Annotated in this window: 18 protein-coding genes; 14 read left to right on the top strand and 4 right to left on the bottom strand. The window is 40.2% G+C overall.

Features of this window, described 5'->3' with window-relative positions:
• Nucleotides 1-23: 23 nt before the first annotated feature.
• The gene (locus tag ACJJVM_RS05385; RefSeq protein WP_148305664.1) at nt 24-203 is read left to right on the top strand and encodes a hypothetical protein; all 180 of its coding nucleotides are present in this window, start codon (nt 24-26) and stop codon (nt 201-203) included.
• On the opposite strand, the gene ACJJVM_RS05380 is transcribed toward ACJJVM_RS05385, so the two are convergent.
• Together ACJJVM_RS05380 and ACJJVM_RS05375 are read right to left on the bottom strand one after the other, a co-directional pair.
• Complete coding sequence (locus ACJJVM_RS05380) at nt 187-516, bottom strand: MerR family transcriptional regulator (protein WP_035327266.1); 330 nt, start codon at nt 514-516, stop codon at nt 187-189. The two genes, ACJJVM_RS05385 and ACJJVM_RS05380, sit on opposite strands and share 17 nt — an antisense overlap.
• On the bottom strand, nt 516-1,487 hold the full coding sequence (locus ACJJVM_RS05375) for a M23 family metallopeptidase (protein ID WP_298353237.1): 972 nt from the start codon (nt 1,485-1,487) through the stop codon (nt 516-518). Before ACJJVM_RS05375 ends, ACJJVM_RS05380 begins: the two co-directional genes overlap by 1 nt.
• 116 nt (nt 1,488-1,603) lie before the next feature.
• Between ACJJVM_RS05375 and alaS the strand changes: the two genes are divergently transcribed.
• Both alaS and ACJJVM_RS05365 read left to right on the top strand, forming a co-directional pair.
• A complete protein-coding gene (gene alaS, locus ACJJVM_RS05370) occupies nt 1,604-4,216 on the top strand; it encodes an alanine--tRNA ligase (RefSeq protein WP_405211026.1) in 2,613 nt (870 codons plus the stop codon).
• Entirely contained in the window at nt 4,216-5,160 is a 945-nt protein-coding gene (locus ACJJVM_RS05365; RefSeq protein ID WP_405211025.1) for a GSCFA domain-containing protein, read from the top strand. The genes alaS and ACJJVM_RS05365 overlap by 1 nt, the downstream gene beginning before the upstream one ends.
• Nucleotides 5,161-5,180: 20 nt before the next feature.
• Here the strand turns inward: ACJJVM_RS05365 and ACJJVM_RS05360 are convergent, their stop codons facing one another.
• Both ACJJVM_RS05360 and ACJJVM_RS05355 read right to left on the bottom strand, forming a co-directional pair.
• Nucleotides 5,181-5,492 carry a rhodanese-like domain-containing protein gene (locus ACJJVM_RS05360; RefSeq protein WP_038599216.1) on the bottom strand — a complete coding sequence of 104 codons (312 nt, stop codon included), beginning with the start codon at nt 5,490-5,492 and terminating at the stop codon, nt 5,181-5,183.
• Between the two features lie 3 nt (nt 5,493-5,495).
• Nucleotides 5,496-7,223 carry an aromatic amino acid hydroxylase gene (locus ACJJVM_RS05355; RefSeq protein ID WP_298353250.1) on the bottom strand — a complete coding sequence of 576 codons (1,728 nt, stop codon included), beginning with the start codon at nt 7,221-7,223 and terminating at the stop codon, nt 5,496-5,498.
• A gap of 350 nt (nt 7,224-7,573) precedes the next feature.
• Between ACJJVM_RS05355 and ACJJVM_RS05350 the strand changes: the two genes are divergently transcribed.
• The 11 genes from ACJJVM_RS05350 (at nt 7,574) to pcaF (ending at nt 16,595) form a co-directional block, all read left to right on the top strand.
• Nucleotides 7,574-8,173: a hypothetical protein gene (locus ACJJVM_RS05350; protein ID WP_405211024.1), complete on the top strand. Its 600-nt coding sequence runs from the start codon at nt 7,574-7,576 to the stop codon at nt 8,171-8,173.
• Between the two features lie 126 nt (nt 8,174-8,299).
• Complete coding sequence (locus ACJJVM_RS05345) at nt 8,300-8,878, top strand: TetR/AcrR family transcriptional regulator (protein WP_405202845.1); 579 nt, start codon at nt 8,300-8,302, stop codon at nt 8,876-8,878.
• 138 nt (nt 8,879-9,016) lie between these two features.
• Complete coding sequence (gene paaE / locus ACJJVM_RS05340) at nt 9,017-10,090, top strand: 1,2-phenylacetyl-CoA epoxidase subunit PaaE (RefSeq protein ID WP_405211023.1); 1,074 nt, start codon at nt 9,017-9,019, stop codon at nt 10,088-10,090.
• Between the two features lie 35 nt (nt 10,091-10,125).
• Nucleotides 10,126-11,088 carry a 1,2-phenylacetyl-CoA epoxidase subunit PaaA gene (paaA, locus tag ACJJVM_RS05335; RefSeq protein WP_035327287.1) on the top strand — a complete coding sequence of 321 codons (963 nt, stop codon included), beginning with the start codon at nt 10,126-10,128 and terminating at the stop codon, nt 11,086-11,088.
• Nucleotide 11,089: 1 nt separating this feature from the next.
• The gene (gene paaB, locus ACJJVM_RS05330; protein ID WP_035327289.1) at nt 11,090-11,374 is read left to right on the top strand and encodes a 1,2-phenylacetyl-CoA epoxidase subunit PaaB; all 285 of its coding nucleotides are present in this window, start codon (nt 11,090-11,092) and stop codon (nt 11,372-11,374) included.
• Nucleotides 11,375-11,474: 100 nt separating this feature from the next.
• Nucleotides 11,475-12,230, top strand: coding sequence for a 1,2-phenylacetyl-CoA epoxidase subunit PaaC (gene paaC / locus ACJJVM_RS05325; RefSeq protein WP_405211022.1), 756 nt, complete (start codon nt 11,475-11,477; stop codon nt 12,228-12,230).
• Between the two features lie 89 nt (nt 12,231-12,319).
• Entirely contained in the window at nt 12,320-12,820 is a 501-nt protein-coding gene (gene paaD, locus ACJJVM_RS05320; protein WP_298353266.1) for a 1,2-phenylacetyl-CoA epoxidase subunit PaaD, read from the top strand.
• A gap of 28 nt (nt 12,821-12,848) precedes the next feature.
• The gene (locus ACJJVM_RS05315) at nt 12,849-13,628 is read left to right on the top strand and encodes an enoyl-CoA hydratase-related protein (protein ID WP_405211021.1); all 780 of its coding nucleotides are present in this window, start codon (nt 12,849-12,851) and stop codon (nt 13,626-13,628) included.
• Nucleotides 13,629-13,720: 92 nt separating this feature from the next.
• Entirely contained in the window at nt 13,721-14,905 is a 1,185-nt protein-coding gene (locus ACJJVM_RS05310; RefSeq protein ID WP_405211020.1) for a 3-hydroxyacyl-CoA dehydrogenase NAD-binding domain-containing protein, read from the top strand.
• A 13-nt stretch (nt 14,906-14,918) separates the two neighbouring features.
• Nucleotides 14,919-15,329: a PaaI family thioesterase gene (locus tag ACJJVM_RS05305; RefSeq protein ID WP_038599247.1), complete on the top strand. Its 411-nt coding sequence runs from the start codon at nt 14,919-14,921 to the stop codon at nt 15,327-15,329.
• Between the two features lie 54 nt (nt 15,330-15,383).
• Entirely contained in the window at nt 15,384-16,595 is a 1,212-nt protein-coding gene (gene pcaF, locus ACJJVM_RS05300; RefSeq protein ID WP_405211019.1) for a 3-oxoadipyl-CoA thiolase, read from the top strand.
• The last annotated feature ends 16 nt before the right edge of the window (nt 16,596-16,611 follow it).

The following is a 16,611-nucleotide window of genomic DNA, read 5'->3' as shown; positions in this document are numbered from 1 at the left end:
TCGACTTAATGAATAAATTGTTTATGACCTTAAAACTAATACACATACTTGGCTCTATGGGATTGCTCGGTGTTTTTACCGGACTATACCATCTCGTTTATGGAGATTATGCTGTGATGAGTTTTTGCGCTGTGTTAGTAAGTACACTATTTATCATACTCGCTATAATAGATATAGCAAGGCAGTCTAGAGGTCACCTTTAATCTCTAGTAACTGCGCCTTTACGCCTTCTAGCTTGCGTATAATGTCAAAGTTGCTCAAGATCTCCTTTTTTCCTTCCTTAAGATGGATTTTTGCGCCTTCTAGTGTAAAGCCGCGCTCTTTTACTAGGTGATATATAAGCTCTAAATTCTTAATGTCACTTGGAGTAAACTTACGAGTGCCACGCGCATTCTTTTTAGGCTGAAGCACGTCAAACTCTTTCTCCCAGAAGCGTAGGAGCGATGCGTTTACATCAAAGGCCTTTGCAACCTCACCTATACTATAATATCGCTTTTCTGGAAGATCTATGTGCATTAGTCAAGTGATTGATTTTCTAGTGCAGCAGCAGCTAGCATAATATCATACTCCTCAGGAGTAAGGTCATTATGATAAAAATTTACTGGATTTACCACTTTACCGTTTTTCCAAACTTCATAATGCAGGTGTGGTCCAGATGAAAGTCCTGTGTTACCTACATATCCTATAATCTCTCCACGTTTTACCTTGCGTCCTACTTTTGTGTTGTACTTGCTCATATGGGCATAGTAAGTTTTGTAGCCAAAACCGTGTTCTATAATCACCATCTTACCATAACCGCTACCTAAACCTACTTTTTTTACAGTACCGTCACCAGTTGCATAAATAGGTGTGCCTGGAGGGGCTGTAAAATCCATCCCATTGTGCATTTTTCTATACTTTAAAATAGGGTGTACGCGCATACCATAACCAGAGGCAACTCTAGAGAGGTCTTTGTTTTGTACCGGTTGTATGGCTGGTATAGTTTTGAGAAGTGCTTCTTTTTCTTCGGCGAGCTTTGCAATCTCGTCTAGTGATTTAGATTGTATAACAAGTCTTTTTGTGATCTGGTCTATACGTTTTGCACTGTTTGTAATCATTGCAGAGTTATCATAACCCTCAAGGTTTTTGTAACGGTTAACCCCACCAAAACCCGCTAGACGTACATCATTAGGTATAGGGCTCGCTTCAAAGAGTACACGATATACATTATTATCACGCTCCTCTACATTTGCAAGTACACGTTCTATCTGGTCGAGTTTCTTTTCTTGCATCTCAAACTGCAGAGACATATTAGAAAGTTCCCGTTCTAGCTTACGTTCTTTAGGTGTATCTACACCAGAGTTAAATACAGCAATTGTTATAAGAAGCCCCATAAGAGCAGAAGAAGCAATAAATATAAGTGCGGCTCCAAAGGTGCGTCCCTTTTTTCGCTCTACTTTTCGGTAAGATAGTGTCTCACTATCATAGTAATATTTTACCTTAGACATAAGTTAAAATGCTTATTTTTGAGGTTTATTTATGGAGCTGTGCGCTTTCGCGAAAGCGTGATTTCTCAACTTCATAACAGTCAAATATAAAATAAATTATCCACACCTTCTATCGTATGAAATCTCAAGAGGTACGTAAACAGTTTTTAGAATTTTTCAAGTCCAAAAATCATTCCATAGTCGCCTCTGCGCCAATGGTTTTGAAGGATGACCCGACCCTGATGTTTACAAACGCTGGAATGGTTCCGTTTAAAGAATACTTTTTAGGGAACGCTACGCCAAAAAATTCACGACTTACTGACACCCAAAAGTGTTTACGTGTATCTGGTAAGCATAATGATCTTGAGGAGGTAGGAAAAGATACGTATCACCACACGATGTTTGAGATGCTGGGTAACTGGTCTTTTGGAGATTACTTTAAGGAAGAAGCGATTGCTTGGGCTTGGGAGTTTCTTACAGAGGTAGTAAAGGTAGATAAGGACAGTATATATGTTTCGATTTTTGAAGGTGACGAGTCTGAAGGGCTTGAGCGCGATCAAGAGGCATATGATATATGGACAAAACATATAGACGAGAGCCGCATTATAAACGGAAACAAGAAAGATAATTTCTGGGAGATGGGTGCTCAAGGCCCTTGTGGACCTTGCTCTGAGATACACGTAGATATACGCTCTGCCGAAGAAAAAGCAGCCGTAGACGGTAAGTCACTTGTAAATATGGATCACCCGCTCGTAATCGAGATCTGGAATCTTGTATTTATGCAATACAACCGTCTGGCAAATGGGTCGCTCACAAAGCTTCCTAACCAGCACGTAGATACGGGAATGGGCTTTGAGAGATTGTGTATGGTCCTGCAAGGGGTACAATCTAACTATGATACAGATGTGTTTACACCGCTTATGCGTGAGGTAGAAACCATTACTTCATCAAAATGTGGCGAGACAGAAGAAACAGATATTGCTGTACGTGTGATTGCAGATCACGTGAGAGCTGTCTCATTTTCTATAGCAGATGGACAGTTACCGTCTAACACAGGTGCTGGGTATGTGATAAGACGTATACTGCGACGTGCCATTCGTTACGGATTTACATTTTTAGACACAAAAGAACCATTTATATATAAACTGGTTTCTACACTTGTAAACCAGATGGGAGATGCCTTTCCAGAGCTGGAAGCACAAAAAAATCTTATTACAAATGTGATACGAGAAGAAGAGGCTTCGTTCTTGCGCACACTTGATAAAGGACTCATCTTATTAGATAATGTAATTGCAAATACCTCTGGAGATACTGTTTCTGGTGATAAAGCTTTTGAGCTTTATGACACCTATGGCTTCCCAATAGATCTTACAGCACTTATACTTAGTGAGAAAAATCTAAAACTAGACGAAGCTGGCTTTGAAGCTGCGCTTAAAGAGCAAAAAGACCGTTCTCGTGCAGCAACCAAAGTTGAGACAGACGACTGGAATATCTTACAAGAAGATAGCGAAGAGGAATTCATAGGCTACGATACTCTAGAAGCCTCTGTAAAAATCACTCGCTACCGTAAGACAGAGAGTAAAAAAGACGGGGAGTTATATCAACTAGTATTTAATCTTACGCCATTCTATCCAGAAGGAGGAGGGCAAGTAGGTGATAAAGGATACCTAGAAACTCCAAGCGGAGAGGTGGTTTATATCATAGATACAAAGAAAGAAAACAACCTTATTATACATCTTGCCAAAAACCTCCCAAGATCTACTGAGGGAACGTTTAAGGCAGTGGTAGATGTGAAGCAACGTAGCCGCACGGCTGCAAACCATACTGCAACACACTTATTGCACCAAGGGCTTCGTAAGATATTAGGAACACACGTGGAGCAAAAGGGAAGTATGGTACATAGCAGAAACCTACGTTTTGACTTCTCTCACTTTTCTAAAGTGACAAGCGAGGAGTTAAAAGAGGTAGAAGATTTTGTAAATGCACGCATACGCGAAAACTTATCTCTAGAAGAGCAACGTGGTATTCCTTATGATCAAGCTATTCAAGAAGGAGCGATAGCATTATTTGGAGAGAAGTATGGTGATGCTGTAAGGACCATACGCTTCGGGAAGTCTATGGAGCTTTGTGGTGGTACACACGTAAAAAATACAGGAGACATCTGGCATTTTAAAATCACTTCAGAAGGGGCTGTGGCATCTGGTATACGCCGTATAGAAGCAATTACTAGTGATGCTGCCAAAGATTACTTTACATCAGAAACCGAAGCCTATAATCAAGTAAAAGCAACCCTTAAAGGGAATCAAGATCCAGTAAAAGCAATTACTAGCCTACTGGATGAGAATGCTGCTTTAAAAAAGCAAGTAGAAGCACTTATAAAAGAGAAAGCTCAAAACCTAAGTGGTGATCTTGCAAAAGAATTTGTAGACATAGATGGTGTAGATTTCTTAGCAAAAAAGGTAGACCTAGATGCGGGAGCTATTAAGGATCTTGCTTTTAAATTAGGAGAGAATAAAGACAACGTATTCTTGCTATTTGGAACAGAGCAAAACGGTAAAGCATTACTAAGTTGCTACATCTCAAAAGAGCTTGTCGCTTCAAAAAATCTGAACGCAGGTACTGTCGTGCGTGAGTTAGGAAAGCACATCCAAGGTGGAGGTGGAGGACAACCTTTCTTTGCAACTGCAGGAGGTAAAAATCCAGCAGGTATAGACGCAGCAATTGCAGAGGTTAAGAACTATCTTGTATAATGAAACTACAGACCCAAATACCGCTAGAGCCTGCTGCTCGTCAATTTGGGTATGATCATAAATTATTGTTGTTAGGTTCTTGCTTTGCGCAGAACATAGGTGACAAGCTAGCATATTATAAATTCCAAGCGGTTACAAATCCGTTTGGAATTATTTTTAATCCCGTCGCACTAGAACGGTTAGTAGCAGATGCTGTTGCAAATAAAACCTATACAGAAGCAGATGTCTTTGAACTAGACGGCGTCTGGAAATCTTTTTATGCACACAGTGACAAAAATGCCCTTACGAGACTAGGAGCTGTGATACACTTACAAGAGGCGCAGCAATTGCTCAGGCAACAGCTCATAGAGGCTTCTCATCTATTTGTCACATTAGGTACTGCTTGGGTTTATAAACATCTTGAACGTGATGAGGTGGTGGCCAACTGTCACAAGGTTCCTCAACAGGCATTTACTAAAAAACTCCTTTCTGTCACCGAAATTCAACAGAGTCTGTCTCGTATTTGTGAGCTGGTAAAAACACTTAACCCACAAATTGAGATTGCCTTTACGGTGTCGCCAGTGCGTCATATTAAAGATGGTATAGTAGAAAATACCCGTAGCAAGTCACATTTACTTACAGCAGTTCATCAACTTGTAGATAGTCGTGAGGCGAGTTATTTTCCGGCTTATGAGATTGTGATGGATGAGTTGCGTGATTATCGCTTTTATGCAAGTGATATGGTACACCCATCTGAGCAAGCTGTTACCTATGTATGGGAGCGTTTTGTAGAAGTGTACGCTTTCGCGAAAGCGCAACAAACAATGAAAAAAGTAGCTCAAATCCAACAGGGGTTAGCTCACAGACCTTTTAATGAAGACAGCGCTGCGCACCAAAAATTTATTACTGATCTCACAAAAAAACAGCAAGCCCTAACTGAAGTCTATCCTTTTATGAACTTCTAGATAATTAAAGTAAAAAAGGATCACCCATTCATTTTCTTATAAGCACTCATCCAGGCACCTCCATTCATAGCTTCAACACCTTTTGATCTAAGGACCGCTGCGGCTGTAGCACTGCGGCCACCGCTGGCACAAACGCATATTACAGGTTTGTTCCATTTTTTAATCGTTGTGGCTTGGGCGGCTATGTTTTGCACAGGTATGTGCTTTGAGCCTGGTATGGCGCCGCTATCATACTCGGCTTTTGAGCGCACGTCTATAATGATACCACCACGAGAGATGTACTCATTAAGTTTATCCTTTTTATTACCAAAGAGCTTACTTAAAAATCCCATAGTTTACTGTATTAATTCTAGGCCATTTGTGATGAGGTGTGCTACCTTCTCTTTGTGTTTTTGCACCTCTTTAAGATGTGTGAGTACGGCGTTGTCTTTTGTGAGTTCATAAATCTCTAAGGCACATAACCAGTCTTGAGGGTAGTTTTTTTGTAAGCTTGTAAATACCTCAAGAAGTGCTTCTTTGTCTATTTGATTGCTTTCTCTTTGTAATCGTACTTGCTGGTAGAGCCTGTTAAGCGTGTCTTCTTTTTCTGAGAGCGTAGGTTTTACCGTATTAGTCTCTGCGACGTGTGTAATGAGATCAAAAGATAAGAAGTCTGCCGCTCCGGCAAAGGCAGAGACAATTTGTGAGCCTATCACTAGGTCGAAGTCTCCCATAGATGGGTCGTGTAAAATTTTGTCACCATAAGTTACCGTACAATCTGTAAACTGTATAAGCATTAACTGCCCACCTAGGTTACGCATCCCGGTAACATTTAATCCGCTTACGGTGATGCCACTTTCATATTCAAAAGAGATAGGCTTACCATCGTAAAAATCATAAGCTTTTAAGTCTCTTGGCCCCATATTTTCTATAGAGAGATTTATGCCCTTAAGCTTACCTAGAGGAGAGCTAAAACCGTTTTTGTAACGGTTTACTCCGTGACCTATAAGTTCTTTCTCTCTATAAGAAAGTGCTGTTTCACCTTGAGTAGCAAAGTAAACCACCTCATTATCTTCATTTTGAATCATCTCTGTAAATATGCCACTTACTTGTAAACCTGTGTTGAGTTCTAGTGTGCCTATTTGCTTTGATTCTATGAGTTTTTTTAGTCCGCGCCAGCCACCTTTACGTACTGCCATTGTACCTGCAAATTCTTCTAAGACTTGCATTAGGTATGCAAAGTCTGGTGTGACAAAGAGTTGAGGTTGCGGTTTTGTAATGTCAAATTCTTGGTAAGCAGCATCTATCGAGTAAGGTATTTTCTTTACCTCGTCTGTCATACACCAGGTGCTCTCTCCTATAGAAGAGAGTAATCCTGCTCCGTATATTTTTGGGTTTTCTACAGCACCTACCATTCCATACTCTACCGTCCACCAGTGCAGGTTGCGTATAAGTGCAATTTCAGAAGGCTGTACCTCTTTGTTTTGTAATTGTTCTACACTTCTTTCGGCGGCGTCTATGGCCTCTTGTGTGATGCCATCTGCCTCTTTAAGAATAGATAATGTACGTACAGCTTCATACATTTCCATATCGTGGGCACTAGAGATGGCTTTTGCACCTATCTCTCCAAATCTTCTTAAGTACTCTGCATAGTCTGGACTTGCGATAATAGGCGCGTGCCCGGCTCCCTCGTGTATAATATCTGGCGCAGGGGTGTACTCTATGTTTTCTAGCTGGCGTATATCACTTGCAATGACAAGCACTTTGTAAGCTTGAAACTCCATAAAAGCATTAGGTGGTATAAAACCATCTACCGCTACGGCTGCCCATCCTATTTCTTTAAGAATACGGTTCATCCCGTACATAGAAGGGATGTTATCTATAGAGATACCGGTTTTTTCTAACCCCATTACATAGCTCTCGTGGGCTACTTTACTTAGGTAGTCTACGTTTTTGCGCATCACATATCGCCATACGGCTTGATTTATGGGCGTATACTGCTCATAATCTTGTGCTTTGATATATTGTTTTAAGTGCGGCGGAAGCCTGTCTAATAGAGGATTACTCTCAACGTTTGTATGCATAGCGTAAAATTAATTCATAAGTCGTGGTTGTCCTCATATAATTTCAAGATTTGTTTGATAATTGTGGGGAGTGTTGTTGCGCTTTATCGCTTTGCTCTCCATTAGGTAGTGAGTCTCATAAGTTCGCTTTCGCGAAAGCGTTATAAAGCCCATTAGCCCCTTTTTTAGAATAAGGAGTATCATAAGTACTCGTTAATATTTGGAAAAATTATACTAATGCCCCAGCGTTTGTTAAGAGATGGTAGGGTTATGTTAAGGATGTCTCCAGACTTTAGCAAAGGCTTATAACTATATATTTTATGTAGCCTCGATGTCCTTATACATTTGTATCAAACAAAAAATATAAGACTATGAAGAAGACAATAATCACATCGTTATTTGCAATAGCAATAGCAACAGGAATACAAGCACAAACCGAAACAATGGCAGTAAATAATACGCCAGTTGAAATGAATGGTACCCAAGATGATATAAATGAGACAGGCGTGGTAGGGATAAGCGGCTGGACAAGTTTTAATGAGTTGAGCTCACAGATGTATAAACTTAAAGGAGCAAACTACTTTAATACCATTAAAATGATACGCGCTATGGAGCCTACAGTGATGTCACTAGAAGCTACAAAGCCTATGTGGATGAACACAGAAGAAATTAATGAAGACGTAGCAGATTTTAAGAAAGAGTATATGGAACTCACTACAGAGATGAATGTAGGTAATGATGAGTTCAGAGAAAATCTAGAGGAAATTTCAGAGCAGTATGAAGATTTAAGAGAAGAGGCGATGGAAACTTTTATTGACTACCGTAAGACCGTGATGGATGGGAATGAGGAGTATAAAGAAGAAATCGAAAAAGACCGTTCTAAAATGATGAATAGTAAAGATGGTCAAGAAGAATATAAAGAGGAGACTAAGGAGCTCAAGAAGATACGTGATGGTAAAACAAACCAATAGTATTAATTTGATATAATTGTAAAGCCACCCGTTAAGGGTGGCTTTTTTTATGTTGAGTGGGCAATAATCTGGCTGTAATAGTTAAGATGTTTTTACAGTAAGTCGTTGTGCATTATCTTGCACATAATGAAATCTACTACGCTTACGCGAAAACAAGAAATCTGTATCACAGCCGCTAGACTTTTCAAACAGAAAGGGTATAGCGCTGTAACAATGCGTGATCTCGCTGCAGAGGTAGGTGTAAAAGCGGCAAGTTTATACAACCACATTGCCTCAAAAGAAGAAATACTTAACGAGGTGATTGTAAACATAGCCGAAAGCTTTACCGAAGGCATACAAGACATACGCCTTGCAGATACAAAAGTGGCAGAAAAACTTGAAGCCGTTATAGCCCAGCACGTGCATCTCACGGCAGATAATCCTTATGGAATGGCATCGCTCAATAATGACTGGATGCACCTAGGAGAGGGCAAAGAAAAATATCTTGCCTTACGTAGTAGCTATGAGCAGCACTTTAGAGAAATTATAAAAGAGGGTAAAGCACAAAATGTACTTAAGGATATAGATGAGGAAGTGATTCTCTTTTCAACCTTAGGAACTCTAAGAAATCTCTACCTGTGGATTCCTAAAAAGGCAGATTTACAACGATCAAAGCTCATAGATTCTCTCTGTGAGACCCTACTTAAAGGGGTTAAAACTGCATAACTTACTTTTTACTTTTATTGAGATACATTTCATAAACCACTATTTATAAGGGGTAACTTGTTGTGCTTCTGTGGTTTATGTTAAATAGTTGTAATATTAACTAACAATCGTTAGTTTTACATAGTTCTAAACTATACTATGGCACTTTTTCATTCTCTAAGAGTAAAAGATATTTATAAAGAAACCACAGACTGTTCTGTTGTAACCTTTGATGTACCTGTAGATCTCTATCAGGATTTTAGTTTTAATGCTGGGCAGCATTTAACTCTTAAAGCCATTATAAATGGAGAAGATGTAAGACGTTCATATAGCCTCTGTTCTAGTCCGCTAGAGCAGCAGTGGAAGGTAGCTGTAAAGCAAATACCTGGAGGACTCTTTTCTACCTATGTAAATGAAGAGTTGCAAGCTGGAGACACACTTGAGGTAATGGCGCCTAGTGGAAAATTTGGAGTGCCCGTAGATACACAAAAGAAAAAAAACTATGTAGCCTTTGCAGCAGGAAGTGGTATAACACCTATGCTGTCTATCATAAAGACACATCTTGCAGCAGAGCCAGACGCGACCTTCAAGCTGTTTTATTTGAACCGCACGGTTAAATCTATTATCTTTAAAGAAGAGGTAGAACAGCTACGTAATCAATATTTTGGAAGGTTTGAGATATTTTATTTTCTCACAAAAGAGCAACGAGATATCGAGCTTTTTAACGGTAGATTTAATTCAGAAAAATTACAGACGCTTACTAAAACGCTTATCGATGTAAGCACTACAGATGAGGTTTTTATTTGTGGTCCAGAGGAGATGATTTTCTTAATACGTGATGAGCTAGTGGCGGCAGGTTTAGAAAAAGAAAAAGTACACTATGAGCTTTTTGTTACTGGACTCTCAGAAGAAGATAAAAAACGTGCTGCACGACTGGCAGAGCAAAAGGTAGAGGGAGTAGAAGTTACCATTATTGATGGTGGTAAAGAATTTCACTTCACAATGACAGATGAATATGATAATATACTTGACGCAGCACTAGGTGCTGGGGCAGATCTTCCATTTGCTTGTAAAGGAGGAGTGTGTTCTACCTGCAAGTGTAAGGTAGAAGGAGGAAATGTAGAGATGAAAATAAATTATGCGCTAGAAGAAGATGAGGTAGCACAAAACCTAGTATTAAGTTGCCAGGCAGTACCTACAACAGAGCGTGTAAAAGTAAATTTTGATGTTTAAGCTTTCGCGAAAGCGGAAATCTAATACAAATTGCTATGAGTGATAAAGAAGTAAAAAACCTAGAAGATCTTTTTGATGCCCGCATTGCGCGTGACGAAAAGATAGAGCCAAAAGACTGGATGCCTGAGAAGTATCGTAAAACTCACATACGCCAGATAAGCCAGCACGCACATTCTGAAATTGTAGGGATGCTGCCAGAGGGCAACTGGATCTCACGTGCCCCATCGTTACGTCGTAAAGTGGCGTTACTTGCAAAGGTGCAAGATGAGGCAGGTCACGGTTTATACTTATACTCGGCTTGTGAGACTCTAGGTGTATCGCGTGAGGAGTTATATGAGCAACTACACTCTGGTAAGGCAAAGTACTCTTCTATATTTAATTACCCTACGGTTACTTGGGCAGATATGGGAGCGATAGGCTGGCTAGTAGATGGTGCGGCCATTATAAATCAAGTACCGCTTTGTAGTACTTCTTATGGTCCTTATGCACGAGCGATGATTAGAGTGTGTAAAGAAGAGAGTTTTCACCAGCGTCAAGGGTTTGAGATTATGCTTAAACTCTCAAACGGGTCGCAGGAGCAAAAAGATATGGCGCAAGATGCACTTAATAGATGGTGGTGGCCGTCACTTATGATGCTAGGTCCTACAGATGCAGAGTCTGTGCACACAGCACAGTCTATGAAATGGAAATTAAAGCGTAAGACTAATGACGAGCTACGCCAGCAATTTATAGATCAAACTGTACCACAAGCAGAGTTGCTTGGACTTACCATACCTGATCCAGATTTAAAATGGAATGAAGAGACAGGACACTACGATTTTGGAGAAATAGACTGGGATGAGTTTTGGCAAGTAGTAAAAGGTCACGGGCCAAGTAATAAAAAGCGTATGAAAGATAGAGTAGGCGCTTGGGAACGTGGTGAGTGGGTACGTGATGCAGCAATGGCACACGCCAAAAAGAAAGAAGAAAGAAAAAATCAAACTAAGAAAGCAGTCTAGTATGAGCAAAAATTGGCCCCTTTGGGAAGTCTTCGTAAGAAGCAAGAACGGATTGGAGCATAGACACTTTGGAAGTCTACGCGCTGCAGATGCTGAAATGGCAATGGAGAACGCGCGCGATGTATACACACGTCGCAGTGAGGGAGTGAGCATATGGGTAGTAGAAAGCAATAATATCACAGCAAGCAATCCAGAAAATAATGGAGAGCTATTTGAACCAGCTGCAGATAAGGTATACCGCCACCCTACATTTTACGATTTGCCAGATGAGGTAAAACATATGTAATAGTGAAATCGAAATCGAAACTGAAACCCAAAAAATGAAGACATCTACTTAAGATGGTCGATTATAGTTTCAATTTCAGTTTTATTTTTAAAAGTTTATTATGAACAAAGATTTATATAACTACATTATAGGTATTGCAGATAATAGCTTGATACTTGGGCAGCGTCTGGGAGAATTATGTGGTCACGGCCCTAGCCTAGAGACAGATATTGCTGGTACAAACATCTCTTTAGATTTGTTTGGCCAGGTGCGCAGTTATTTTCAATATGCGGCACAAGTCTCGGGTGATGAGAATGCTACAGAAGATACCCTTGCGTTTTTACGTATAGAGAGAGCGTATAAAAACGTGTTACTCGTAGAGCAACCTAATACAGATTTTGCATACACAATCGTACGTCAGTTTTATTTTGATGCCTTTCATCTCTTGTTTCTTAAAGCGTTAGAAACTAGCAAAGATGAGACGCTGGCGGCCATTGCAAAAAAATCCATAAAAGAAGTAAGCTATCACTGGCGTTTCTCATCAGACTGGGTGCGCAGGCTAGGTGACGGTACAGAAGAGAGTCACTCTCGTGTGCTTGAAGCTGTAAATGAATTGTGGATGTATACAGATGAGCTTTTCCACCAGACAGAGGCAGATAAGGCTATGATAGCCCAAGGCGTAGGAGTAGATACCTTAGCACTTAAAGAGACCTATTATAAAATGATAGGAGACGTGCTTGAAGAAGCTACATTACCCATTCCAGAAAGTAAGTACTGGCACAAGGGAGGTAAGCAAGGAATACATACAGAGCATATGGGATATATACTTTCAGATATGCAATATATGCAACGCACCTACCCAAATATGGAATGGTAGAGAATTATGAACACAGAATATTGAATTTTGAACATCGAAGTATTACTTCGGCGTTTCATATTTGTTATTCTTTATTCGATATTTAAAAATTGATATTAGAAACGCAAAACATACAACCGCATTTGATCTCAATACTTGAAGGAGTAAGCGATCCAGAGATTCCTGTGTTGTCTATTATGGATATGGGTGTGGTACGCGAGGCAATAGAGCAAGACGGTATTGTACGTGTAAAAATAACACCTACTTACTCCGGTTGCCCTGCAATGGATGTTATAGGAGATGATATTGTTTCCGCTTTCGCGAAAGCGGGAAAAACCGCAAAAATCCAGCTCGTACTCGCTCCGGCCTGGACCACAGACTGGATAACTCCACGTGGCAGAGAAGCGCTTGAAAAATACGGTATTGCAGCACCATTATCTCCAGAAGCAGATAAAGAAGCCCTGCTGGGAAATAAGAAGATAGTAAAATGTACCAACTGTGGCTCTACAGAGACACATTTGGTCAGTCAGTTTGGGTCTACCGCCTGTAAAGCATTGTTTAAATGTGATACGTGCCAAGAACCTTTTGACTATTTTAAATGTTTAAAATAATTCCCGCAGCAGCGGGATTCTTTGTTATATGAGTAGTATACAGAAATCAATAGAGAATGGTGTAGCAACGCTCACCATTAATCGTCCAGAAGTATTTAATAGTTTTAACCGTGAGATGGCATTCTTACTGCAAGATGAGTTAGATGCTTGTAATAAGGATACACAAGTAAGAGCTATTGTTCTCACCGGTAGTGGTAAGGCATTTTGTGCCGGTCAAGATTTAAAAGAAATTACAGATCCAGAATTAAATCCAGGGTTTAAGAAAATACTAGAAGAGCACTACAACCCGATTATAGAAAAAATACGAGCGATTGAGAAACCTATCATTGCTGCTGTAAATGGTGTTGCCGCTGGAGCTGGGGCAAATATTGCACTAGCCTGTGATATTGTTATAGCACACGAGAAGGTGAGTTTTATACAAGCCTTTAGCAAGATAGGACTTGTGCCAGATAGTGCAGGTACGTTTTTCTTGCCTAGGCTCATAGGTTTTGGTAAAGCAAGCGCATTGATGATGCTGGGTGATAAAATCTCTGCAACAGAGGCAGAGAAGATGGGTATGATTTATAAGGTAACTACGCTAGACGAGTTTAATAATACTGTAACAACGACTGCAGTGACACTAGCACAAATGCCTACAAAGGCAATAGGTCTCACCAAGAGATTACTTAATGTATCTATGACTAATAATCTTGAAGATCAACTTGCGCTAGAAGGTAAATTACAAATAGAAGCATCAGAGAGTGAAGATTTCAAAGAAGGGGTAGACGCTTTTGTAAATAAAAGACGCCCGGTTTTTAAAGGGAAGTAAAGACTGACGAACCGTTTTTATACGAGTGAGAAAAACTTCTGCATTCGATATTCATTAATCGATATTCGGTGTTCAAAAAATAAGCATTGTTAATGATAAATAACATAGGAATTATAGGCGCTGGTACAATGGGTTCTGGCATTGCTCAAGTAGCTGCAACTGCTGGTTGTGATGTAAAACTCTTTGATGTAAATCAAGAGGCGCTTGATAAAGCAAAGGCAGCACTAGAAAAAGTACTCAAACGTCTTATAGAGAAGGGACGCATAGACGCCTCAGAAAAAGATAGAATACAAGCTAATATTACGTATGTTACTGCGCTTAAAGAGTTAGCAAACGCAGACCTTACCATTGAAGCTATTGTAGAAAATCTGGAGGTCAAGAAAAAAGTATTTCAAGAGTTAGAAACCTACGTTTCTGACACAGCGATAATAGCCTCAAACACTTCAAGTCTTTCTATCGCATCTATTGCAGCATCATTGCAAAATCCAGAGCGTTGCATTGGGATTCACTTTTTTAATCCTGCGCCATTAATGAAGCTAGTTGAGGTGATACCTGCGGTACAAACCGCACAAAACGTTTTAGACGCTTGCGTTGCCGAAATTACACGTTGGAAAAAAGTTGTAGCCATCGCAAAAGATACTCCAGGGTTTATTGTAAATCGCGTTGCACGACCATTTTATGGGGAGGCGTTACGTATGTATGAAGAAGGTGTGGCAAATTTTGCAACCATAGACGCAGCTATGAAAAGTGTGGGAGGTTTCCGTATGGGACCTTTTGAGTTGATGGATTTTATAGGTAACGATGTAAATTATACGGTTACAGAAACCGTGTTTAATGCCTTTTATCAAGATCCAAGATACAAGCCGTCTTTTACCCAACAGCGATATAGCCAGGCGGGATATCTAGGTCGTAAATCGGGACGCGGTTATTATGATTATAAAAATGTCGAGGCAGATAACGCTTTCGCGAAAGCGTCATCACAAGCAGCAATAGCTACTCAAGATAAGGAAGCAATTTTTGAGCGTATTCTAGTAATGCTTATTAACGAAGCAGCAGATGCCTTGTTCTGGAATGTAGCAAGTGCCGAAGATATAGATAACGCGATGACCAAAGGGGTAAACTACCCAAAAGGGTTACTAGCCTGGGCAGATGAGAAAGGAATAAGCTGGTGTGTGCAAAAAATGGATGCTCTGTATGATGAGTATAGAGAAGATAGATACAGATGTAGCCCCCTTTTAAGAAGGATGGAAAAAGAGGGAAAACAATTTTTTGCCTAATCTAGATGCTATTATGACTGGAGCCCAAATACCTTATAAAATGTTATCTCAAGACGCATACAGCAGTTGGCTAGGTATTGAGATTATAGAGGCACAAGTAGGTTTTGTAAAAGTGGGGATGACTATACGCAAGGAGATGCTTAACAGTATGGGCAAGGCTCACGGTGGGATAAGTTACTCACTGGCAGATACGGCTTTTGGATTTACTGCAAACACGCACGGAAAATATGCCGTGTCTATTGAGACAAGTATAAATCATATAGAAGCTTTAGAAGAAGGAGATTACATCACTGCAGAGGCAACAGTAAATCTCCAGAAAACTAAAGTAGGTTTTAATATTGTTGAAATTAAAAGAGGTGATGAGCTTGTTGCACTTTTTAAAGGGGTAGTATATCGTACTTCAAAAGATTGGGAAATAGATTAAATAATAAAAAAAGAACTTCGATTTCGACTTCGATTTCGACTTCAATTTCAAAATATGGAAGCATATATCATAGACGGAGTTCGTACTCCTATAGGAAATTATAAAGGAACATTAAGTGCTGTGCGCACAGACGATTTGGGAGCGCAAGTGATACGCGAGGTCGTAAAACGTAACCCAAATATCCCAAAAGAAGCATATGACGATGTCATTATGGGGTGTGCAAACCAGGCTGGAGAAGATAACCGTAATGTAGCGCGTATGAGTTTGCTACTTGCTGGACTACCTTTTACCGTACCTGGAGAGACCGTAAATCGTTTATGTAGTTCTGGACTTTCGGCCATTATACACGCAAACCGAGCTATAAAAGCTGGAGACGGAGACCTATTTATCTCTGGTGGTGTAGAAAATATGACACGTGGCCCGTATGTGATGGCGAAGCCTTCTACAGCTTTTGGTGGTGATAGTAAGATGTATGACTCGACTTTTGGGTGGCGTTTTATAAACCCAAAGATGAAAGAACTATACGGAGTAGATGGAATGGGAACCACTGCCGAAAATCTTGTAGAAAAATATAACATCTCACGTGAAGATCAAGATGCCTTTGCATATCACAGCCAGATGAAAGCTGCAGCAGCTCAAAAAAATGGCCGTCTAGCAAAGGAAATTGTACCTGTAGAAATCCCACAGCGTAAAAAAGATCCCATCATCTTTAAGGATGACGAATTTATAAAGCCTAATAGCTCAAAGGAAGTGCTTGCAAAGCTTCGTCCAGCTTTTAAAAAGGAGGGCGGAAGTGTAACCGCAGGTAACAGCTCAGGACTTAATGATGGTGCAGCTGCAACCATTGTAGCAAGTGAAGCTGCTGTAAAAAAATATGGCCTTACACCACTTGCAAGAATTGTAAGTTCTGCAGTAGTAGGTGTCGAGCCACGCATTATGGGAATAGGTCCAGTACAAGCTTCAAACAAGGCGCTTCAAAAAGCAGGTCTTACACTTGAAGATATGGATGTTATAGAACTTAATGAAGCATTTGCCTCACAAGCTCTAGCTTGTATACGTGAGTGGGGACTGGCAGATGATGATGCGAGAATAAACCCTAACGGAGGCTCTATCGCAATAGGTCATCCGCTAGGTGTAACAGGGGCGCGTATTGCATATTCGGCGGCTGTAGAGCTTAAAGAAAAAGGGAAACGCTATGCACTTGTGACAATGTGTATAGGTGTAGGTCAAGGCTATGCCGCAGTGATCGAAAATATGGCTGTTTAGTACTATAATTCCTACT

Source organism: Dokdonia sp. Asnod2-E02 (assembly GCF_045063915.1).
GTDB lineage: Bacteria > Bacteroidota > Bacteroidia > Flavobacteriales > Flavobacteriaceae > Dokdonia.
Note: the sequence above shows the minus strand (reverse complement) of the source record. Positions and strands in the feature narration are given on the sequence as shown.